Consider the following 22381-nt stretch of genomic DNA (forward strand, 5'->3'; position numbering starts at 1 on the left):
AAACTCCTGTCATTTTAATCTGACAAGAGTTACGTAAATTGATTCACTTTTTAATTATTTAATTTCAATAATTGGATTACTAATGACGATTTGACCATCAACTAATTGATACAACAAGTGGACTAATTCACCATCTGCTTTAACAACGTTGATCCGTTTGCGGTCACGCATAAAACCATCAATGATAGGATCGCCGGATTCGATAATCCCCGTCTCTCCTTGATAGTTAACGAATACATCGTACATTTTATAGTTCATTGATCCCACTTGAATGCGGTTAATTTGGACTTTTTCCACTTAAACTTCCTCCCTGGCTTTCGTGTACTACTACAATATCACAAAAACCGGCTTAAAAAGCTTAGTTATCGCGTTTAACCACTTTAATTGGATCCGTTCCCACTACCATTTCATCACAAATATTTAAGAAGAGTCCGTGTTCCACTACTCCAGTTTGTTCCTTAAGGGCTTTGGCTAATTTAGCTAAATCAGCATCCTTTGGAATTTTAATGTTGATAAGGTAGTTACCTGATTCAGTTTCCAAAATATCACCATTATCTTTGAAGCGGAAGTTTGGTTCATAACCGTTATCTTTCAAGTAACGGAAGACTCCCATTCCTCCAAAAGGAACTACTTCAACTGGGAGAATTTGTCCGGATAAACTCTTCATTGGTTTTGTAGAATCCACAATCCAGATACTCTTCTTTGACATGTTAGCAACTAGTTTTTCAAATAGTAGCGCTGCTCCACCACCTTTAATTCCATTCAAATGTTCATCAACGGCATCAGCGCCATCAACCACAATATCAACTTCATCAATGGTGTTAACATCTAACATGTCCATCCCCAAGCTTTCAGCTAGTGCTTGCGTCCCTACAGAAGTTGCCACACATTCAATGTGTAGTCCCTCTTTTTCGATTCGATCATGCATTGCTTTAACAAAGTAAGCTGAGGTGGTTCCTGATCCTAATCCCAACACAATGTTGTCTGGAATTTTAGCAGCCACGTATTCAGCAGCAGCTTGTTTTTCTCTTTCAATTTCTTTTTCAGAAATCGTGTCGGCCTTAATCACGCTCTTAATTTGTTCTTGCGTTGGAATTGAGTTTTGCGCACCAGCAATTTGCACCGTTAATGAAGAAGCATGGTTAGCGTACAACATGGCTTCTTTAATATTAGAATTATCTAATTCTAATTGAGATGCTAGCGCTCCGATGAAAGTATCCCCGGCAGCAGTCGTATCCACTGCTTTTACTTTAAAGGCAGGTACAAATGCGTGTTCCAATGGAGTTGCAAAGAAAGAACCCCGAGAACCCACCGTAATAATCACCATTTGAATTCCTTTTTTAAAGAAAGCCATAGCGTTATCTAACATAGAAACTTCGTCTTCAACTTCAATCCCAGTTAAAGTGGCTGCTTCCGTTTCGTTCGGTGTAATTACATCGGTTAATTCCAATAATTCATCCGGTAACTCTTTGGCAGGAGCCGGATTTAAAATAGTTTGCACTTGATTTGCCTTAGCAATCTTAAATGCTTCAATAATTGCTGGAATTGGAATTTCCAATTGTGCAATTACTCGATCTGCATTTTTAATTGCATCCGCATGGGCAGCCACATCTTCAGCAGTCATGGCCATGTTAGCCCCACCATAAACATAAATTGAATTTTGTCCCGTTTTATCAACGGTAATGTAGGCTTTTCCCGTTTCGTGTTCATCAGTAGTAATCACGTGATCAACATTCATGTGGTCAGCTTTAAAACCGTCCATCATTAATTTAGCATCATCATCATTACCTAACTTAGTAATAAAAGTTGTTTCTGCATTGGAACGAGCAGCAGCAATTGCTTGGTTTGCACCCTTACCACCACCGTGTGATTGTTGATATGTATCAATTGCCAAAGTTTCCCCTGGTAAAGCATACTTTTCAACGTTTAAAACTTTATCTACATTGGTAGAACCAACAACAACAATTTTTTTATTCATTATCATTACCTCCGCTTTCAATAATAGTATACTCCAATAATAATTTTTGTGTAAGCGTTTCCAATTATATTTAATTCAATCTGAGATTGTGAATAATTTTATTAAATTTGCTACTTAAATTTTCAGGCTAGATGTTGATATAGACACAACCAGTCCAAACCGCCTACACAACCGCCTTTGTGAAATATGTAATTATTGCGATTAACCCCTTGCATTAGTGATGTAAATCGCTTACATTAGTACCTGTATTAAATATCTATCAAATCAATTTTGCCTAACTTGTTTTAGGTTTTCTTTATTCGATAGATTGCTCATTTTATAACTAGATTAATTATTATATTTAAAAGGAGATTTATCATGGCTGACAAAATGAAAGCTTTAGTAATGACTGGTAAACAAGAATTAAAAATCGAAGAACGCGATATTCCTACTCCAAAGGATGACGAAGTTTTAGTTGAAGCTGCTTACGCTGGTATCTGTGGTACTGATAACGCATTATTCAACGGTCTTCCAGGTTCAGCCGATGCTGTTCCTCCAATCGTATTAGGTCACGAAAACTCAGGTGTAATCGCTGGTCTTGGTAAAAACGTTAAAGGTCTTAAAGTTGGTGACCGTGTTGCCATCGACCCAAACATCTACTGTGGTAAATGTGAATACTGTCGTACAGATCGTTTCGAACTTTGTGACAACCTTTCAGCAGTTGGTGTTACTCGTGATGGTGGTCTTGAACAATACTTCACTGCCCCAGAAAAAGTAACTTACAAGTTACCTGACTCAGTTTCATTAGCAGCTGCTAGTTCACTTGAACCAATCTCATGTGCCGTACACACTATGAAGATCATGGAAGACATCACTCCTTACCAAAAAGCATTAATCATTGGTGACGGTTACATGGCTAAATTATTTGCTCAAATGTTACGTGCTTACGGTATCCAACGTGTAGACATGACTGGTAGAAATGATGAAAACCTTGCTAAAGAAAAAGCAGAACTTAAATTAGACAAAGTTATCAACACTACTAAGGAAGAAATTACTGAAAACTATGACGTCGTAATTGAAGCAGTTGGTACTCCTGAAACTCAAGAAGCTGCCGTTGAACACACTAACAAAGGTGCTCAAGTTATGATGTTTGGTGTGGGTGCTCCAGGTCAAACTTTCAAGATGAACACTTACGAAATCTTCAAGAAACAATTAACTATCAAGGGTTCAATGATTAACCCTAACGCCTTTGAAGACTCAATCGCATTAGTTGCTTCTGGTGCCGTTGAAATTGAACCATACCAAGACAACATTTTGAGCCTTGACGAAGTTGAAGGTGTATTAAACCACACTACTCCTAAAAAAGGTAAATCAGTTGTTGCTGTTAACCCTAACCTTAAATAAGAATTAACCGAGGAGAATTTATGGCTGACACTAAACCGAAAAAAACACCTCGTACGATCTCAATGAAAACCTCAATTTTTTACTTTATTATTTCATTAGTAATTAATTCATTAGGTAACGTTTTAACTTTAGTTACTAGTGCCAAAGTTTTCCCTTCTTTTCTAGGTTCAGCTTACTGGACTGCTGCAGAAACTAACTTAGGGGTAGCTTTTCACTGGAACCTTTTCTGGGCATTCTTAATTTTAGGAATCTTAATTACGGTTTTAAACGCTATCTTAGTTAAACATTGGGATTGGGGTCGCGCCTTAGGAAACGTCATCTTCATGGTGCCTTTCTCATGGCTTATCCAAACATTCTATGATTTATTAACTACTACAGTTCACCTACCCGAAGCTAGAACCCCAATGATGATTGGTTTATACGTAATCTTAAACTTCTTCGGAGTTGCTTTGATTGCGATTGCCATCTCAATCTATCAACGAGTTAACCTTGTGTTACACCCTGCTGATGATTTGATGCAAATTCTTCGTTTTAACTACTTCAAAGGTGCTGCCGGTAAAGCAATGTGGGCTTCATACATCCCGCCTACTATTATGGGAATTGTTGCTTTTATTATCACTGGTAAATTTGAATACTACGGTATCGGAACTATTTTCGCCTTCCTTTTCCAAGGTAACATTACTGGAATTGCGGATAAATTAGTTTTCCCTCACCTAATTCACCAAGCAATTGACATTACTCCTGAAGCTGAAAGCGATGGAACTACGGTTGCTGAAATCATTGATGAACAAACCGATGGATCACTTGATGAACAAAACAACGAAAAATAAAATTTAAAAAAAGTTATATTTTCAAGCATTCAGATTTTAATTAATCTGAATGCTTTTTTTTACATAATCGTGAGCAAATTCACGAAAAAGAAAACAAACAATCCGAACATTATAACGAACATTCGCTTTTAATCACGAAGTATTTGTTCATCACTTAAGATAATGTTAAGAAAAACATTTACAATCCTTAACTGTAGGACTATTATTGTAACAATCGCGTTTTAAAAATTTGGAGGTGTTCATTAATGACAAGCTTACGTCACAGCAAGCTACTATCATTTGCTATTGTCGGAGCATCAGCTTTGGCTTTAACCTTGGGAACCCAAGTAAAGGCTAACAGCGATGCTTCAAATAAAACCATGTCAGTTAGTTCTAAATCAACTATCACGACCATGGATTCATCATTAAATACCGACCAATATGGTGCACAAAACTTAAACAACACCATGGAAGGTTTGTATCGTTTCACAGGAGGAAAGCTTCAGCCTGGGGTTGCCAAATCCATCGCTAAGCCAACCAACGATGGGAAAACTTATACCATCGATTTAAAAAAGACCAAGTGGTCTAACGGTGATCCTGTAACCGCTAATGATTTCGTGTATGCATGGCGTCGAATTGTCGATCCTAAGACTGGGTCACAATACTCATACATCTACAGTGGTATCGAAAATGCTGATGACATCGTTGCCGGAAAAAAGAAACCAGAAACTTTAGGAATTAAAGCCCTCAACGATTACAAGCTAGAAATCACTTTGGAACATCCCATTCCATACTTTGATACTTTAGTTTCTGGAGGCCAATTCCTTCCTATCAACAAGAAAGCCGTTGATAAAGCTGGGGATCAATACGGATTAAACAGTAAGGATATGATTTTTAACGGACCATACAAGCTTGAAAACTGGAAAGTTGGAGACACCGAATGGCACGAAGTTAAAAACAAATCTTACTGGAACGCTAAAAACGTTAAATTGAACGAACTTAAATACTTCTATATATCTGATCCAAATACTGGATTAAACCTTTATGACACTAACATGTTAGATCGTTATCAAGATTTAAGTGGTGATTCTGCTCGTCAATTAGCTAAGAACAAAGACTTCACAACTGAGGCATCTAACAGTACCTACTACCTACAAGTTAATGAAAAGAAACTTCCTTATATGAAGAATGAAAAACTTCGTCAAGCAATGGCTTTAACCATTAACCAAAAGGAACTTTCAGACATCATCTTAGGTAAGACTGGTAAGCCAGTTAATGGACTAGTTCCAAGTAAGATGGCTAAGAACCCAACTACCGGAGTGGACTTTACTAAGGAAGCTTCTGTCTTAGCTGATAAGAAATACACTAACTACGATCCCGTTCTTGCTAAAAAACTATGGCAAGAAGGTCTTAAAGAAACCGGTCAAAAACGAGTTGATATTACTTTAACTGCTGATAACACCGATACTACTAAGAAGATGGCCGAATATCTTCAAAGAAACATGGAAAAAGATCTTCCTGGTTTCCACATGACCATCAGTAGTGTTCCATTCAAGACCCGTTTGCAACGTCAAACTGCTGCTGACTTTGACATGGTAACCACTGCTTGGACTGCCGATTACCCAGATCCAACTAACTTCTTGGACCTTCAAGTAACTGGTAACTCTAACAACAACGGTTCATGGTCAAACAAGGAATATGACGAAGCCGTTAAGAAGGCTGAAACTGTGGACGCTAACAATCCTGAGGCTCGTTGGAATGATATGTTGAAAGCTCAACACATCCTTACTTCAGAACAAGGAGTTATCACCACTTACCAAGGAACTACAGCTGCTTTAACTAAACCTGGTGTAACTGGCTTTAAGGTAACCCCAACTGGTATGTACGACATGGCCGCAGTTAACAAAAAATAAAGGAGGTTAATTTCAAATGACGAAATATATTTTAAAACGACTCTTTTACTTAGTTTTAACTTTATTAATTATCGCTTCCATTACCTTCTTTATGATGAAGGCCCTACCAGGAACGCCTTATACTAACCAAGCTAAAATGAGTCCCGCTCAATTAACGATGATGAATCACAAGTATGGATTTGATAAACCATTGGTAGTCCAATACTTTGTTTACCTAGGTAACCTACTTCATGGTGATCTAGGAACATCATTCCAATTCAATAACCAACCCGTTACCCAATTGATTGGTGACCACATCGGTCCATCAATGCAATTAGGACTTCAAGCAATGATTATTGGTAGTCTTTTAGGTATCATCCTCGGAAGTATTGCTGCCATTAAAAAGAACACTTGGGTAGATGCATTAGCTACCATCGTTTCCATCCTTGGTATTTCTATTCCTAGTTTCGTGCTTGCCATCTTGCTTCAATTCTACTTTGGTTACAAACTTCAATGGTTCCCAGTTGCCCTTTGGCACAACTTCAGTTCTTCAATTCTCCCAACCCTTGCATTAGCAGCATTCCCACTTGCAAGTATTGCTAGATATATGAGAACTGAAATGGTGGATGTTTTAAGTAGTGACTACATTGAATTAGCCAAAGCTAAAGGTGATAAAACTTCCGAAGTTATCACCAAACATGCCATTAGAAACTCATTGATTCCAATCATCACCGTTATCGGTCCTATGGCCGTTACCATCATGACTGGTTCAATGGTGGTTGAATCAATCTTTTCAATTCCTGGAATTGGAAGCCAATTCGTTCAATCAATCTTAACTAATGACTACCCTACTATCATGGGACTTACATTATTCTACTCATTACTAATGGTTGTTATTATCTTGGTTGTTGATATTCTCTACGGGGTAATCGATCCACGAATTAGACTTGGAAAGGGAGGAAAGGCATAATGAGTGAAAAAGTACAACCACAAGAAAATGACTTTAAATTTTTAAATAATGACTTAGATAACATCCCTTCAGAAACATTTGGGACTTCAAGAACTTATTTTCAAGATGTTAAACGTCGTTTCTTCCATAATAAAATTGCAATGATTTCCGCAGTTCTTTTAATATTTGTGATTCTCGTTGCCTTTCTTGGACCAGCGTTCATTCCAACTGATCCTAATGCTCAACAAGTGTTGTTCGCCAACTTACCCCCTAAACTAGGTAACTTAAACATTCCTGGTTTTAACGGTATGCAAACCATTGGTGGTCACACCTTTGATGCCTACAAAGCTGCTCATGTTCCGGATGGTACTTACTACGTATTTGGAACTGACTACTTAGGTCGTGATTTATTTGCCAGAATTCTTTACGGAACTCGTCTTTCAATCATCGTTGCCTTAGTTGCTACCCTACTTGATTTAGTAATCGGAGTTCCTTATGGAATTGTTTCTGGTTTAGCTAAAGAAAGAACTGATACTTTCTTACAAAGAATTATCGAAATCATTTCATCAGTTCCTGACTTAATCATCGTTATCCTTCTTTTAATCGTTTTGAAACCAGGATTAACTTCAATCATCGTTGCCATTGCCTTCACTGGTTGGATTACGATGGCTAGATTGATTAGAGCTCAAGTATTTACCCTTAAAACTAATGAATATGTGCTTGCTTCAAGAACTTTAGGTGAATCACAATTCAAGATTGCTACTAAACACTTAGTTCCTAACCTTAGTTCAACCATTATCATTCAAACCATGTTCTCAATTCCAACTGCTATCTTCTTCGAAGCCTTCTTGAGTTTTATCGGAATCGGAATTCCTGCTCCTAACGCTTCTCTAGGTACTTTAATGAACGATGGACAAAAAGCTTTCCACTTCTTGCCTTACCAAATGTGGATTCCAGCAATTATCTTGAGTTTGATTATGATTACAACCAACTTAGTGGGTGATGGGATGCGTGATGCATTCGATCCCCAATCTGATTAGAAAGGAGGACCATGATGACAGATAAAGTCTTAGAAGTTAAAAACCTAGAAGTTGATTTCACTACTCTAAACGGAACCGTTCATGCCATTCGTGATGTAAGTTTCGACCTCAGTAAAGGAGAAACCTTAGCCCTCGTTGGGGAATCTGGTTCTGGTAAATCAGTTACCGTTAGAAGTGTTATCCAACTATATGCCAAAAACGCAATTGTAACCGGAGGAACCGTTTCTTATAAAGGTGAAAATCTTTTAAACAAGACGCCTAAAGAAATGGACAAGATTCGGGGAAAAGATATTTCCATGATTTTCCAAGACCCCATGACCTCTCTTGATCCTACGATGACCATTGGAAAGCAAGTTGCGGAACCCCTTATCATCCATAAGGAAGCTAGCAAAGCTGAAGCTACTAAACGCGCATTAGAAGTGCTTGAATTAGTGGGAATTCCTAACGCTAAGGGTCGTATGAATGATTACCCTCACCAATTCTCTGGTGGACAACGGCAACGGATCGTAATTGCCATGGCAATCATTGATAACCCAGAAATTTTAATTGCCGATGAACCAACTACCGCTTTGGACGTTACCGTTCAAGCTCAAATCATCAGTCTTTTAAAAGATCTCCAAAAGAAAATTGGAACTGCTATTATCTTCATCACTCATGATTTAGGAGTGGTGGCTGGAATTGCTGATCGAGTTGCCGTTATGTACGCGGGTAAGATTATTGAATACGGTAAAACGGAAGAAATCTACTACAACCCTAAACACCCATATACTTGGGGCTTATTAGACTCAATGCCTACCCTAGATATTAAAGGTAAACGACTAAAAGCCATTCCTGGTACTCCTGCAAACTTAATTAACCCACCTAAGGGTGATGCATTTGCACCTAGAAATGAATTTGCTCTAGCAATTGATGAAAAAGAACAACCACCTTTCTTCAAGGTGACCGACACTCACTACGCTGCAACTTGGTTACTAGACCCTCGTTCACCTAAAGTAGTGCCACCATTGTCAATTCAAAATCGTTACAAGAAATATAAAGAAGTTGGAGGAGAAAACAATGGCTAAAGAAGAAAAGAACGGACGTAAAGTTGCCGTTAAAGTTCGAAACTTAAAGCAATACTTCAATGTAGGTAAAGCTGACGAAGTTAAGGCTGTTGATGACATCTCCTTCGACATTTATGAAGGTGAAACTTTAGGTTTAGTTGGTGAATCTGGTTCCGGTAAAACAACCACCGGACGTAGTATCATCCGTTTATACAACCCTACCAGCGGTAGCATTGATTTTAACGGAACTGATATTTCTAAGATTAAAAACAAAGATTTAAAAGACTTTCGTAAAGAAATGCAAATGATTTTCCAAGATCCTTATGCTTCTCTTGATCCTCGGATGAAAGTTAAAGATATTATTGCTGAGGGAATTGATATTCATGGACTTGCTAAGGATAGCGAAGAACGTGACAAAATGGTTAGTGACTTATTAAAACAAGTTAACCTAAACCCTGAGTTCGCCAACCGTTACCCCCACGAATTCTCTGGTGGTCAACGGCAACGAATCGGAATTGCGCGTGCCTTAGCCGTACAACCTTCCTTCATCATTGCCGATGAACCGATTTCTGCTTTGGATGTTTCCATTCAAGCGCAAGTCGTTAACCTACTTCAAGATATTCAAGAAGAACGTGGCTTAACTTATCTATTCATCGCCCATGACTTATCCATGGTTAAATACATTAGTGATCGAATCGCAGTTTTATATAAAGGTAAGATTGTTGAACTATCAGATACTGAAGAAGTTTATAACCATCCCCTTCATCCTTATACTCAAAGTCTTTTATCTGCCGTTCCAGTTCCTGATCCAGAACTAGAAAGAAACCATCAGATTAAGTACTTTGATCACAGTAACCCCTTCAAAGAAGGCGAAGCACTTCGAGAAGTTCTTCCTGGTCACTATCTATATTGTGATGAAGCAACTGCTAAATCATTCCAAAAATAAAAAAATAAGATCTAACCTGAATGAAGTGAACCCCATAAATTGGAGTGAATTTCTAAGCTACTAATTGGCTGGTATGTTCCCGGTATTTTACCGGTGACATACCGGCCAATTTTGTTTTAATACGATGTTTATTGTAATAATCTACGTAATTTGTAATGGCAGATTCTAGCTCTTCGTAGTTTTGGTATTGATAATTGTGAACCGTGCCAACTTTAAGAATGTGAAAGATACTTTCAGCTACCGCATTATCTAGGCATGTGGCCTTGCGGCTCATGCTTTGGAAAACGCGAGCTTGTCGCAAAATATTCACGTACCTAAAGTTCTGATACTGAAACCCTTGATCCGAATGAATTGTCATACGGTATGGTAAGGATGAACATCTTGCCACTAATCGTTTAAGGGGTCGTGTGACAAAGTCTACCGTTGGTCTACGACCAATGTTCCATTCAAGAATTTCTCCATTATAAAGGTCCATATAAGCTGTAAAGTATGCACGTTCGTTGATCGTTTGATTACCCCAACGGACCTCCGTTACATCAGTAACGATTTTTTGAAATGGACGATTCGTTTTAAAACGACGATTTAAACGGTTATGGGTAACTGTACCTACAGTTCCTTTATAAGAGTTATACTTTTTCGTTCGTCGATTGAATGCCTGACAAAGTAGATTATTTTCACGCATAATACGAAGTACTGCCTTGTGATTAACGATGATTCCCTTATTTTTAAGCGCTAAAGTCACTGTTCGGTAACCGTAATCAGGATTTTCCAAACGAATACTTTTAATCTCATCAACTAACGTTGATGATCCTGATTGATATTTACGATGAAGTGCATCGTGGTAACTGCTGCTCGACATGTGTACTGCTTTTAAAGCTACAACTAATTTAACATTGAATTTACGCCTTAGCTCAGTTATTAGCTGGGCTTTTTCTTTGTTTGAGATTTTTTCTGTGCCAAGGCTTCGAGTTTTTCCAAGTATGCTACCCGAAATCGTAAAAGCTCGTTTTCCTCCTGAAGTTGTTTCAATGTCTTAGATTGTTTAGATTTATCTGTCATTTTTAAAGACCGTCCTTTATATGGCTTAAGACGTCCCTCAATCAGTTTTCGTTCCCAGTCCCAAACTATCATCGGTTGTTTCAATCTGAAATGGGTTGCAGTTGCTGGATATGAGGCATGATGTTCTTGTCGCCATTTGATAACTTTGATTTTAAAGGAATAGTCATAAAATGTCTTCCTCCGACAATTTTCTAATCCTTGATCGCCAAAAATTTTAAATAGATTGAGCCACTGATAAATCGTCGCAGTTCCTTTGATACCATACTTTTTCATAAGTAATAGGGACGAAGTTCCCTGTAGATATTCACTTAAAACTTGTTTCTTTATTTTAGCTGAAAACATAATAAAACCCCCTGAGTTTTGGATTTACTCCAACTCAGGGGGTTCACTTCAGAATTGGTTGGATCTTATTTTTTATCTCATTTGAAAAAGACGCCTAATTAGACGTCTTTTGTTTTTATCTGATTAATTGGTCACGATCATTAAAGAAGCTCTTATAGCCCATGTAACATCCTGTAATGGAGCTAATGGAAGTAATCCCTAGCATCATAAACGTCACCATAATTTGGTATTTAATCGCTAATACTGGGTCAGCACCCGCAAATATCATTCCTGACATCATTCCTGGTAATGCCACTAATCCCACCGTTTTCGCACTATCAATGGTTGGTTGTAAGCCCGTCTTAATTGAGTCTCTGATGATTGCTTTACTGGCCATTAGCGGACGAGCTCCTAAGGCTAGCATTTCCATCACTTGTGAACGCCGATCTTTAAACATGGTAGTCATGGTCTTAAAACATAGTCCCATGGCCACCATCGAATTACTAACAATCATCCCGGTAATCGGAACAATTTGTGAGGGAATAAATTTAACGGATCCATCTCCCACTAACACAATTAAAATCACAATCGTACTAGTAGAAATGGCTGTCAGTGAGATTAAAAAGGCATTGCGTAAGCCATTACTGCGCCCTTTGGCATTATAGGCCCCGTTAAAAATGATAATCAAAATCAATGCAATGGTTAAAAACCAGTTATTGGCGCGGAACACGTATTTTAAAATGTATCCCACCACAAACAGTTGAATCACACAACGAATGGTTGCCACAATCAAAGACTTAGCAATCCCTAAATCCTGCTTATACCCAATCCATAATGCAAAGAAAACAAACACTGACGTTAATGCTAACGCCGTATTAGAAACAATCAGGTTATGCATCGCGATGTTCCTCCTTTAAATGACCTGCTTCAATCGTATAAAGATTGCGGGCCAATCGAATTTCTTCTTCGTCATGTGTAATCATAATGACGGTCACATCATGTTTGACGTTAAAGTAATCAATCATCTTGTGGACGCTTTCTTTACTAACGGCATCTAATCCGGTCGTTACCTCATCTAAAATTAATACTTTAGGAACAAATAAAACGTTTCTCAGCAAAGCCACTCGTTGTTTTTCTCCACCAGATAAACTATCAATTTGGCGGTCTAAATCAGCTTGACTTAAATCAACGGTACGCAATGCTCGAATTACGTGTTGTTCATCAAAAGGTTTCTTTCTAATTTGATATGGGAACTCTAAATTTTCGCGAACGGTATCACCAAACAATGTTGGTTGTTGCACCGCGTACGAGACTTCCCGCCGATAATTAACTGGCTCAATCTCGTTAATATTGTTCCCCGCAAAGGTTATGCTCCCTGAAGTGGGATTCAATAACGAAGCTAATAGCTTTACGAATGTTGATTTACCACCACCAGATGGTCCGGTAATCGTAATCACGTCTGATTCTGCAATTGAAAAGTTAATATTATTGAGAATTTGACGTCCATCAACACTGTAACAAAGTTCGTTAGTTTCTAATTGTGACATTGTTACACTCCTATCTGTACTCATACAATATGATTATACGCTAATCTTATCTCAGATAAAAATTTACTTTATCACTAAGCTTTCATGAGCTTCCCACAAGTTTTTCTGCTTAACATGATATAATTAAGGTATCTAGTTACCCAGAAGGAGTTCTAATGCGAAACAATCAAAATCATTTTTCAAGAAATAACCAAAAATTCCGCAAACAACCCGTCAATGACGTGAAAGTGGAATTAAATCAACGAGTGACCGTAACCATCAAACGGTTGGGAATTAACGGTGAAGGAGTCGGCTACTATCGCCGCAAGTTAATCTTTATTCCTGGTGCCCTTCCTACCGAAGTGGTCCAAGCAGACATTACTGATATCCAACCTAAGTTTTTACGTGGTGAAGTAAAACAAATTGACAAAAAAAGTCAATTTAGAGTAGAACCCCGCGATGCCTATGCCGGTGAAGTCGGTGGTTTTGAACTAGAACCACTAGAATATTCACAACAGTTGAAGTTCAAGCGTGATCTAGTTAAACAAGCATTGCACCGCTTCTACCCCCGTGGGTTTGAAAAGTACGATATTCGTCCTACTATTGGAATGGAAGATCCGTATGAATACCGAAACAAGGCAACTTTCCAAGTTCGGACAACCGAAGAAGGTCAAGTAGTTGCGGGACTTTATAAAGAAAGAACCCACGACGTTGTTGATCTAGAAACTTGTTCCGTTCAATACCCCATCACCATGAAGGTTATGCGCAAGTTAGTCGAAATGGTGGCCGAATTAGGTATCCCTACTTTCGTTGAGAAAAACCATTCCGGAATTTTAAAGACCATCGTGGTACGAGCTGCTTTAAACACTGATGACGTGCAGGTCGTCTTCATTACCAACACTCCTAAGTTGTTGAAGAAGCAAAAATTAATCATGAAGATTGCCGAAGAACTTCCTGAAGTTACTTCTATCATGCAAAACGTTAACCCGGGCGATACTCCATTAGTTTGGGGTGACGAAATGATTCACATTGCCGGGAAAACTACCATTACTGAAAAAATTAAGGGCTTATCATTTGACCTATCCCCTCGTGCTTTCTTACAATTAAACTCTATCATGACTCCTAAACTTTATCGTTTAGCCAGTGATGCGTTAGAATTAGATAAGAGTGACTACCTAGTCGATGCCTACTCAGGAGTTGGTACCATCGGTCTTGCTTTAGCTAAAAAAGTAGCCGAAGTCCGCGGAATGGATACGGTTGAAGAAGCGATTACCGATGCTAATCACAATGCCGAAATGAACGGAATTGATAATGCTGAATACTACTATGGTAAAGCTGAAGATGTCCTTCCCCAATGGATGGCTGGTGGTTGGCGTCCAACTGCCCTAGTAGTCGACCCCCCACGAGTGGGACTAGACCAACAATTAATCGATACTATCTTACAAGTTCGTCCCCAAAAATTTGTGTACGTTTCTTGTAACCAATCAACTTTAGCGCAAGATTTGGTTCAACTAACTAAAGCCTACAACGTTGATTACTTGCAACCGGTTGATATGATGCCACAAACTCCTCACATTGAGGTCGTGGTTAAGTTTACCCTTAAAAAATAAAATCAAGGAGGTCTCAATGAACCCATTTAACTTTAATGGAAATAATAACAACGATGACCAAGATAACCTAGAAAAAAACATTCTGCCTTTTTTACCTGATAACTATGCGGTAGTTATTAACGAAAAGGCCGAATTAAAAATTGGAAAAGTCGGATTTTCATATACTTCCCTTTTCTTTGGAGTAGTCCCTTCTATCTTTAGAGGTGATTGGTATAATTTTTCTTGTATGATTGGGGTTGAATTATTTTTCACCATGTTACTAACATACGTAACTGGAATGAATATTACGCAATCTGCACAAAGTTTAGGATTTACTTTCCAAATTGTTTGGGGATTCCTATATAACTTAATGTACTTTAGACACCTCCAAAACAAAGGTTTCGTTCCCCAAAACAAAAAATCTGCTGTCTTATTAAAGACCAAAAAGTTTTTTAAATAAATTATAGCCTAACTCTAATCATTTAAGGTTAGGCTTTTTTGTTCTCACTTTTTACCAAACTGAACTACAATTGGTGTATAGTGTACAGTATCGTGATTAATCTTAATAAGCTACTTTAAATGATTTTAGTAATTGGCTAACCATGAATTTACTTTTACACCTGACTCATAAAAATCATTTAAAAAATTATCTTGGGAGGATTAAAATGAATGCTAAAAATACATTAATTGTCTATTTCACTAAAGATGGTAACACTAAGATTCTGGCCAATTTAATCAAGCATCACATCGGTGGGACTTGCTTTAAAATTGTCACCGAAGAAGCTCACCCTAAGAGCTATGAAAAGCAATTAAAACTAAACTTACAAGCAAAACATCTAGGCATCTTACCCCGAATCAAACACAGTATTCTTTCATTTCATAAGTATGAATATATTTTCATCGGTACTCCTACTTGGAACGAAGAATTACCCGAAGCAGTCAAACATTTTTTAAAACAATATGATTTTTCGGATAAAGTTTTAATTCCTTTTAATATTAACGATGGCTGTGGTGCCGGAAAAACTTTTAACCAAATCAAACAAATCTCTAATGCAGAACGTTTCTTGCCTGGTTTTGCAATTGCTGGCGAACCAGAACGAGACGGTTATTCATTCGGTATTAAGGGACCTAAAAAAGAACAAGTTAAAATTCAAGTTAATAATTGGCTTCATTCGATTAGCTAAAACAAAAGGCACTCATCAAAATGATGAATGCCTTTTTAATATATTTTTCTAAACTAATAAGTCATCATATTCAGGACGTCTTTCAAAAAATGCCTGTGAATATGAACAAACTGGTTTGATCTGTAAGTCATTAGTTTGTGCGTAGTCAACGACTGCCAACATCAACTTACCAGCAATTCCTCGTCCGCGTAAACTTTCGTCAACAAAGGTATGGTTAATTGCCATCACACCGTTCTTGGTGGTAAACGTAACTTCTGCAGTTACCTTGCCATCTTTTTCTTTATAAAAACAACCAGGTTTAAATTCAAATTGCATTTTAATCATCTCCTTGTTAAGGATATTTTACTCCCATTTAAGCCAAAAGACATGAGTATTTAACTCATGTCTTTTTTAACTTACTTATCTTCTTTCTTTTTGAAACCTAGTAAACCAAACAAGGTCACTAATCCCATTCCGATAATACTAATCAAACTATTATCAGTCTGTCCGGTTTGAGGTAAAGTCGTCTGCTTAGTTTGGTTACCATTGGAAGTGTTTTTATCACCATCTTTTTGATTAGAAACATAGGTGATTTTTACATCTTCTCCTGGTTTATTTGCATCAATTGGATAAGCAGTTCCTGGAATCAATGAATTGCCATTTTTATCAATTGGAGTCATTCCTGGAATGGCAGGAATAATGGGGTTCCCTGGCTTCATGGGATTTTTAGGATCATTAGGATACTGGGTATCGTGTCCTGAAATTGGATTACCGTTTGGATCCACTGGAGTTAAGCTGCCCATTTTTCCGTAAACTACCGTTTCATTATCATCACTACTTGATGCAGTCACTGCTTTGGCAGCAATCGTGGCTTGTTGATTATCTTTGAGGTAGTAACCTGTGATTACTGGAGCAGTTTTAGCACTGAAACCAGCTTTATCGCCTTTCCAGTCCGTGTAGTTTACCCTACCAGTTGCTTCATCAATCGTTGCATTTCTAGTAAAAGTAACTGCATCAGTTACTTTGGCTGCAAGTTCATTTCCCTTTTCATCAACATAGTTAATCGTTTGGTGAACTGTCTTGCTTAATGAATTTAAATCCGTTCCAGCTGGATACTTAGGTCCTTCTGGATTAGTTGGGTCAATTGGTTCTCCTGGTTGCCCTGGATTATTCGGCGTAACTTCTTTGGTTTGGTGTTTCAAAGTAACCACGTAATTTTGGTCCTTATCATCAATGCCAAAGTTAGTTCCGGCAGCTGGATAACCATCATTTACTAAGACATAACATTTGTTTTTCCAAGCTTCAATATCACTAGCAGTTGTGTATTCTGCTTTATCGCCTGGTTTACCAGTTAACTTAACTACGGCAAGAGTTTGGTTGTCATCGATATCAACATAACTAACGTTGATATTTTGTTTACTATTTACGTAAACAATCTGAGTGTTGTCTCCTGGTTTGCTGGGATCGATTGGATAATGAGATCCCGGAGTTAATGGTTGATTAGTGGTTGGATCGAATGGAGTCTTCCCTGGAATGGTAGGAATCGTTGGTTCACCTGGTTGACTCGGATTCTTGGGATCATTAGGATACTGAGTATCATGTCCAGCAATTGGGTTTCCATTTGGATCCACTGGAGTTAAACTGCCCATTTTTCCGTAAACTACCGTTTCGTTGTCATCACCACTGGTTTCGGTTACTGCTTTGGCAACAATCGTAGCTTGTTGATTATCTTTAAGATAGTAACCAGTGATAACTGGTGAAGTTTTGGCACTGAAACCAGCTTTATCACCTTGCCAATCACTGTAGGTTATTTGACCGGTAGTTTCATTAATCGTGGCCGTCCGAGTAAAGTTAACTGTCTCGGTAGCTGGAGTTGCAATTGCATTATTATCAGCATCAACATACTTAATCGTTTGGTGAACACTCTTAGCAACTTCATTTTTAGCTAGAATGGTTAAACTGCCCGGTTGGGTAGAAACCGTATAATTAGGATTTTCGCCTGCAGTAATTGCAATTTGATATTGACCCGGATTAATATCGCTACTAATACTTTGAACCGTATAGTTTAAAGCGGATCCGTTAGCTGGTTGTCCGGTTATAATAGCAGTTACATTTCCACTATATGGTTGCCCATCATAAACTTTCAATAATTTAGGACCAGTGATTGTAACTGGTGCTTTCGTAATAGTTAAGTTAGCATTTTCAACTAATCCTTCATTAAACGCATAGTTACTATTTAAAGCAGCCAACTTATTTAATCCTTGCATAGACAACGTAAATTCATAAGTACCAACGTTACCAGCAGTTGAAATCTGACTCAAATCTAAGTCACCTGAATTACTGTTAATAGCATAACTACCATCACTTTGTTTAGCCCATTCGGTTGGTGCAACTAATTCAGTAGGTAGGATAACTTGGTAACTAGTTGGTACCTTAGCATCGTAAACCTTAGTTTGTGATTGGAGCTTAATTTTATTATCTGCTGATTTTTCATCAACTACTTGAACATATTGAATGGTATAGGTATTCCCAGCAGCAACCCCAGTAGAATTTAAAACGTTACTTACGACTGGAATGGTTCTGAAACCTAAATCAGTTCCGTATTTAATTCTATAAGTTATTCCATTCTTTTCAATCTTTTGTGGAATGAACTCACTTGTATTATAAAGATCACCAGCATTACCTTGCTTTGCTATTTCTGCGTTAATAGAATTTCCATCTGGTCCCACAAATTTATAGGTATCCTTAACTTGTGGACTAACAAATTGATAAGGATAAATATAATTACTATAGGTTTGATTTAACACAAAGGCATTCTTAACACCAAAGGCATTTGCGACATTAATAACGTTAACATATGCATTAGTGTCATTATTTTGAAAATCATTTGAATAACCGATTGAATAATTTCCATTAGTTAGTTGCCGATCATCGGTCACATAGACTACTGAATTAGATATGTCATCTGGATCTGTACCAATGGAACTATTCTTAATAGAACTGTTTGGATCAGTGATAATCAATAATTTAAATGCCTTGCTTAAAGGATCAGTATTCCCATTTAAAGTGGTAACTGAACCATAAGATATTCTAAATGATTGTCTTCCATTAAAGTCTGGTAATTGTTGAACTTGCAAATTACTATATTTAACATTTAACTGTTGTAGGCTATCTGTCAATTGTTTCTGTAAGGTTGCTACTGGATCAGAAGCCGGAACTACTTTCCCTAGTTCATTAGTACTCCCAACTAAAAACCCACTTGGAACTACATAGAATTCATTAAAATCATTTATGGTATTACCAGCTCCATTTAACATCAAAGCATTTAAGGTTAAGCTAGTCGGATTAGAAACATTATTAGTAGAATTTGAATTCGATAAATCACCTTTACTCTTCATGTTATCAACGTACACGAAAAAGTTACTTGGACTGAAACTATTTTGGGGTACGGCACCCGTATAAACAATCAAATGTCCTGTACCAACATTTTCATTAGTAATTGGACTTAAAGTTGAATTATTTTCATTAAATTTATTGATTGAAGCTTGTGACAATTTAATTTCATAACTACCAGTTTGACTAGGATCCAAACTACCAAAGTTAAAATAACTTTTAGGAACATTATAGATAACACTTGATTGCTCTTTATTATTATAAATTTCTTTCCAGTCATCTAGATGTTGATATCCGCCTCGATTAATCGTTAAAGTTATATAGTCAGGAATCGAACTATTTTTAGGCATTGAGGTTGTTCCAATATCCAGAATTTGATTTGATTTAATTTGAAAAATACCGTTATTAATCACGTTTTGGTCAATTTCAAAATTAGGATTGGAATTTTTAAGTTTATCCAATCCTACTTGAGAAAGTGATATTTCGTATCTTCCCACTGCTTGACTATTTATTTGTACATTTAAATCTTCAGAGTCTGCTGCAATCTTGTAGGTTCCATCAGCAACTCGATTAAAAGAACTTGGTAAATTCATTTGGCTATTATTTGCTAATTTAACTTCAAATTCTTTAGGATTAGTTTCAGTATTGTTATCCCATTCTTTAGAGGAACTAACAATCGTTAAATTACCAATATTTTTAGACTTAGTAATTGTTAATGAACCTTTTGTAATTTGATCACTTGTAATATTTAAGTCTGAATTTTGTTTTTTCAATGCCTCAATTGCTTTACTATTCAAACTTGTTTCGTAAGTACCAACATTATATTGGTTATTACTTGCTTTAGTATCAATATTGCTACTATCTACCTGATATGTATTTGCCGTACCAGTAAAATACCAATCATTTGGAGTTTTTACATTATCACTAACCGTTACTAGATATGTTGATGGATTATTACCATTTTCATCATAACTTTTAGTTTGATTATTAACAGCAATACTAAAGTCATCCCTTGCTTCTGCGTTTTTTGGATCAACAGTTTTCAAGTTAGCAGTAGCTGGCTTTTCATTTCCGTTGTTTGCTTGCCCCGTTGCATCATTACCAGCACTATTAGATTGACTATTTGTGGTTGTTCCACTATTTGATTGCTCAGCTTTGGCTCCATCGTTAGCTTGACCGTTTGTAACTGCTCCACTATTAACTTGTTCAGCTTTAGCTTCACCATTAGTTTGACCGTTTGTAACTGCTCCACTATTAGCTTGTTCAGCTTTAGCTTCACCATTAGTTTGACCGTTTGTAACTGCTCCACTATTTGGTTGTTCAGCTTTGGCTCCATCGTTAGCTTGACCGTTTGTAACTGCTCCACTATTAGCTTGTTCAGTTACACCATTACTATCATTAGCACTAACTTTAGAATCAGAGATTGAAAAAAAAGCTCCCGCAAACATAAATGTAGCTAAAGAAACTATGACCCAATTTTTTTTAACTTTTCTAAGAACTTTTTTATCATTTGTTTTATCTACAATTGATTTATTGTATAACATTCGATCACCAATCCTTTATAATAATTAATTTTATTTTACACTAGTTATATTATGATGTTTAGTAATTAATATCATACTTATTTAGCATAATCATGCTAACGTAAGTATAGTTCACCGTAAACAAAAAAACGACTAATTCCAATTTTTTTGGAAATTAATCGTTTTTATTTTGAAATTTAAATATTATTTGCTTCCTTATAATCCTGTAACTTGTAACTCAATCCTTTAGTTTGTTCATAAACTTGTTGGTAAATGGCATAAACTTTAGCATATTTAGCCACATTTTCAGCTTTAGGTAAATAACGTTGTTCTTGATCAACAAAGGCATCCGCGGCTTCTGCAATACTTGCATACCAGCCTAATCCAGTAGCAGCTAAAATTGCCGCTCCCATTCCTGGTCCCTGTTCATTTTGTAATTTAACCACCGGTAGATTGAAAATATCAGCTTGCATTTGGAGCCAAAAATCTGATTTAGCACCACCACCAATTGAAACAATCTCTTTTATTTGCGCGTTATTTTTCCGATAAATTGAAAGTAAATCGGCAAAACTGAAAACAATTCCTTCCATGACTGCTCTGGCAAAATCGCCCCGTTCTTGTTTAGCATCAACACCAATAAAACTACCACGAATATTAGCATCCGCATATGGGGTTCTTTCCCCGACAATATAAGGGGTAAAAATCAAACCATTAGCACCAATTGAAGATTGCTCTGCAGCTTTCGTCATCTCATTAAAGGTTTGATCCTGACAAAAAGTCTTTTTGAACCAACTAAGTGAATAACCAGCAGCTAAAGTAACTCCCATTGAATAGTATTTACCGTCGGGATGATCTTCCATTTGCAACTGACCAGCATACTTAGTCTTAGGTGCTTCTTCGTATTTTAATAGTACTCCCGAAGTTCCAATACTAGATAGTAGTTGACCAGGTTTCGTAATTCCGGCTCCCAAAGCTCCCGCTGCATTATCAGCAGCACCACCAAATACCTTGGTAGCAGTGCTTAATCCTGAAAATTCGGCATATTCCTTGGTGACATTTCCCACCAATTCATCTGACTTAATCAACTCGGGCAACATTGCTTCTGGAATCTCAAACTGTTCACATAGCTCTTTACTCCATTGATTAATATTAATGTCTAATAGAGTTGTTCCGGTAGCATCCGTATAATCAATTCCTAATTTTCCGGTCATCCGATATCTTAAATAATCTTTGGGTAGCAAACAGGTAGTGGCCTTTTCCCAAATATCTGGTTCATTTTCTTTAACCCAGAGTAATTTAGGTAGCGTAAATCCTTCTAAGGGACGATTACCCGTAATTTCTACAAATCGTTTTCCTAACTTCTCCTCAATTTCCTGACATTGTTTGGTGGTTCTAGTATCATTCCACAAAATTGCGGGACGAAGGACTTGATTATCCTTATCCAACAAAACTAAACCGTGCATTTGACCAGAGTAGCTAACTCCCTGAATATCTGCTGCATTAATGTGATCATTTAAAATCAAGCGAACAATTGCCACCGTCGTACTCATTACCCAATCATTTGGATTTTGTTCACTATAACCAGTTTGAGGTTGATGAAGCGGATAATCAAATGATTCTTGCGCCGCAATCTTCCCTTGGCGGTCAACTGCAGAAACCTTTACTGCACTAGTTCCTAAATCGATTCCTAAAACGTATTCACTCATAATATTCTCTTTTCTTTATGTATAAAAAAAGCCATCACCAAGTGACGACTTTTTCCGGTTT

General features: G+C 37.2%; 19 protein-coding genes. 10 read left to right on the top strand and 9 right to left on the bottom strand.

Translation table 11 applies throughout. The features are described 5' to 3' along the window. Positions 1 to 54 precede the first annotated feature (54 nt). Together R4B61_RS00885 and rbsK are read right to left on the bottom strand one after the other, a co-directional pair. The gene (locus R4B61_RS00885; protein WP_413627776.1) at positions 55 to 297 is read right to left on the bottom strand and encodes a hypothetical protein; all 243 of its coding nucleotides are present in this window, start codon (positions 295 to 297) and stop codon (positions 55 to 57) included. A gap of 61 nt (positions 298 to 358) precedes the next feature. Further along, entirely contained in the window at positions 359 to 1978 is a 1620-nt protein-coding gene (rbsK, locus tag R4B61_RS00890; protein WP_413627777.1) for a ribokinase, read from the bottom strand. Between the two features lie 369 nt (positions 1979 to 2347). Between rbsK and R4B61_RS00895 the strand changes: the two genes are divergently transcribed. The 7 genes from R4B61_RS00895 (at position 2348) to R4B61_RS00925 (ending at position 10040) form a co-directional block, all read left to right on the top strand. Then, positions 2348 to 3361, top strand: coding sequence for a zinc-dependent alcohol dehydrogenase family protein (locus R4B61_RS00895; protein ID WP_413628269.1), 1014 nt, complete (start codon positions 2348 to 2350; stop codon positions 3359 to 3361). Positions 3362 to 3381: 20 nt separating this feature from the next. Next, a complete protein-coding gene (locus R4B61_RS00900) occupies positions 3382 to 4191 on the top strand; it encodes a fructose permease (RefSeq protein WP_413627778.1) in 810 nt (269 codons plus the stop codon). Positions 4192 to 4436: 245 nt separating this feature from the next. Continuing rightward, positions 4437 to 6083, top strand: coding sequence for a peptide ABC transporter substrate-binding protein (locus R4B61_RS00905; protein ID WP_413627779.1), 1647 nt, complete (start codon positions 4437 to 4439; stop codon positions 6081 to 6083). Positions 6084 to 6099: 16 nt separating this feature from the next. Further along, complete coding sequence (gene opp3b, locus R4B61_RS00910; protein WP_413627780.1) at positions 6100 to 7032, top strand: oligopeptide ABC transporter permease; 933 nt, start codon at positions 6100 to 6102, stop codon at positions 7030 to 7032. After that, entirely contained in the window at positions 7032 to 8051 is a 1020-nt protein-coding gene (locus R4B61_RS00915) for an ABC transporter permease (RefSeq protein WP_413627781.1), read from the top strand. The genes opp3b and R4B61_RS00915 overlap by 1 nt, the downstream gene beginning before the upstream one ends. 11 nt (positions 8052 to 8062) lie before the next feature. Beyond that, on the top strand, positions 8063 to 9115 hold the full coding sequence (locus R4B61_RS00920; RefSeq protein ID WP_413627782.1) for an ABC transporter ATP-binding protein: 1053 nt from the start codon (positions 8063 to 8065) through the stop codon (positions 9113 to 9115). Further along, positions 9108 to 10040: an ATP-binding cassette domain-containing protein gene (locus R4B61_RS00925; protein WP_413627783.1), complete on the top strand. Its 933-nt coding sequence runs from the start codon at positions 9108 to 9110 to the stop codon at positions 10038 to 10040. The genes R4B61_RS00920 and R4B61_RS00925 overlap by 8 nt, the downstream gene beginning before the upstream one ends. 52 nt (positions 10041 to 10092) lie before the next feature. Here R4B61_RS00925 and R4B61_RS00930 read toward each other — a convergent pair whose 3' ends face one another. From R4B61_RS00930 to R4B61_RS00945, 4 genes are all read right to left on the bottom strand, one after another. Continuing rightward, positions 10093 to 11070: an IS3 family transposase gene (locus R4B61_RS00930; protein ID WP_413628270.1), complete on the bottom strand. Its 978-nt coding sequence runs from the start codon at positions 11068 to 11070 to the stop codon at positions 10093 to 10095. Then, positions 10959 to 11441, bottom strand: a complete 483-nt coding sequence (locus R4B61_RS00935; RefSeq protein WP_413627183.1) for a helix-turn-helix domain-containing protein — start codon at positions 11439 to 11441, stop codon at positions 10959 to 10961. Before R4B61_RS00935 ends, R4B61_RS00930 begins: the two co-directional genes overlap by 112 nt. Before the next feature lie 115 nt (positions 11442 to 11556). Then, positions 11557 to 12318: an ABC transporter permease gene (locus R4B61_RS00940; protein WP_413627784.1), complete on the bottom strand. Its 762-nt coding sequence runs from the start codon at positions 12316 to 12318 to the stop codon at positions 11557 to 11559. Next, complete coding sequence (locus tag R4B61_RS00945; protein WP_413627785.1) at positions 12311 to 12967, bottom strand: ATP-binding cassette domain-containing protein; 657 nt, start codon at positions 12965 to 12967, stop codon at positions 12311 to 12313. The genes R4B61_RS00940 and R4B61_RS00945 overlap by 8 nt, the downstream gene beginning before the upstream one ends. Positions 12968 to 13122: 155 nt before the next feature. On the opposite strand from R4B61_RS00945, the gene rlmD reads away from it, so the two are divergent. From rlmD to R4B61_RS00960, 3 genes are all read left to right on the top strand, one after another. Next, a complete protein-coding gene (gene rlmD / locus R4B61_RS00950) occupies positions 13123 to 14556 on the top strand; it encodes a 23S rRNA (uracil(1939)-C(5))-methyltransferase RlmD (RefSeq protein WP_413627786.1) in 1434 nt (477 codons plus the stop codon). Positions 14557 to 14572: 16 nt separating this feature from the next. Then, positions 14573 to 14995 (top strand): hypothetical protein, encoded by a 423-nt coding sequence (locus R4B61_RS00955; RefSeq protein WP_413627787.1) that lies wholly within the window; start codon positions 14573 to 14575, stop codon positions 14993 to 14995. A gap of 205 nt (positions 14996 to 15200) precedes the next feature. After that, positions 15201 to 15719, top strand: coding sequence for a flavodoxin (locus R4B61_RS00960; protein ID WP_413627788.1), 519 nt, complete (start codon positions 15201 to 15203; stop codon positions 15717 to 15719). Between the two features lie 48 nt (positions 15720 to 15767). Here the strand turns inward: R4B61_RS00960 and R4B61_RS00965 are convergent, their stop codons facing one another. The 3 genes from R4B61_RS00965 to xylB all read right to left on the bottom strand — a co-directional run bounded on the left by R4B61_RS00965 (position 15768) and on the right by xylB (position 22320). After that, the gene (locus R4B61_RS00965) at positions 15768 to 16034 is read right to left on the bottom strand and encodes a GNAT family N-acetyltransferase (RefSeq protein WP_413627789.1); all 267 of its coding nucleotides are present in this window, start codon (positions 16032 to 16034) and stop codon (positions 15768 to 15770) included. Positions 16035 to 16114: 80 nt separating this feature from the next. After that, positions 16115 to 20635: a mucin-binding protein gene (locus R4B61_RS00970; protein WP_413627790.1), complete on the bottom strand. Its 4521-nt coding sequence runs from the start codon at positions 20633 to 20635 to the stop codon at positions 16115 to 16117. Positions 20636 to 20811: 176 nt separating this feature from the next. Continuing rightward, on the bottom strand, positions 20812 to 22320 hold the full coding sequence (xylB, locus tag R4B61_RS00975; RefSeq protein WP_413627791.1) for a xylulokinase: 1509 nt from the start codon (positions 22318 to 22320) through the stop codon (positions 20812 to 20814). Positions 22321 to 22381 lie beyond the last annotated feature (61 nt).

Source organism: Fructilactobacillus vespulae (assembly GCF_047324295.1).
Lineage (GTDB): Bacteria > Bacillota > Bacilli > Lactobacillales > Lactobacillaceae > Fructilactobacillus > Fructilactobacillus vespulae.

Bases quoted from the DNA above. Each gene is read 5' to 3' on its own strand.
- rbsK (WP_413627777.1), bottom strand. From the start codon at position 1,978: ATGAATAAAAAAATTGTTGTTGTTGGTTCTACCAATGTAGATAAAGTT.
- R4B61_RS00895 (WP_413628269.1), top strand. From the start codon at position 2,348: ATGAAAGCTTTAGTAATGACTGGTAAACAAGAATTAAAAATCGAAGAA.
- R4B61_RS00900 (WP_413627778.1), top strand. From the start codon at position 3,382: ATGGCTGACACTAAACCGAAAAAAACACCTCGTACGATCTCAATGAAA.
- R4B61_RS00905 (WP_413627779.1), top strand. From the start codon at position 4,437: ATGACAAGCTTACGTCACAGCAAGCTACTATCATTTGCTATTGTCGGA.
- opp3b (WP_413627780.1), top strand. From the start codon at position 6,100: ATGACGAAATATATTTTAAAACGACTCTTTTACTTAGTTTTAACTTTA.
- R4B61_RS00915 (WP_413627781.1), top strand. From the start codon at position 7,032: ATGAGTGAAAAAGTACAACCACAAGAAAATGACTTTAAATTTTTAAAT.
- R4B61_RS00920 (WP_413627782.1), top strand. From the start codon at position 8,063: ATGATGACAGATAAAGTCTTAGAAGTTAAAAACCTAGAAGTTGATTTC.
- R4B61_RS00925 (WP_413627783.1), top strand. From the start codon at position 9,108: ATGGCTAAAGAAGAAAAGAACGGACGTAAAGTTGCCGTTAAAGTTCGA.
- R4B61_RS00935 (WP_413627183.1), bottom strand. From the start codon at position 11,441: ATGTTTTCAGCTAAAATAAAGAAACAAGTTTTAAGTGAATATCTACAG.
- R4B61_RS00940 (WP_413627784.1), bottom strand. From the start codon at position 12,318: ATGCATAACCTGATTGTTTCTAATACGGCGTTAGCATTAACGTCAGTG.
- R4B61_RS00945 (WP_413627785.1), bottom strand. From the start codon at position 12,967: ATGTCACAATTAGAAACTAACGAACTTTGTTACAGTGTTGATGGACGT.
- rlmD (WP_413627786.1), top strand. From the start codon at position 13,123: ATGCGAAACAATCAAAATCATTTTTCAAGAAATAACCAAAAATTCCGC.
- R4B61_RS00955 (WP_413627787.1), top strand. From the start codon at position 14,573: ATGAACCCATTTAACTTTAATGGAAATAATAACAACGATGACCAAGAT.
- R4B61_RS00960 (WP_413627788.1), top strand. From the start codon at position 15,201: ATGAATGCTAAAAATACATTAATTGTCTATTTCACTAAAGATGGTAAC.
- R4B61_RS00965 (WP_413627789.1), bottom strand. From the start codon at position 16,034: ATGCAATTTGAATTTAAACCTGGTTGTTTTTATAAAGAAAAAGATGGC.
- R4B61_RS00970 (WP_413627790.1), bottom strand. From the start codon at position 20,635: ATGTTATACAATAAATCAATTGTAGATAAAACAAATGATAAAAAAGTT.
- xylB (WP_413627791.1), bottom strand. From the start codon at position 22,320: ATGAGTGAATACGTTTTAGGAATCGATTTAGGAACTAGTGCAGTAAAG.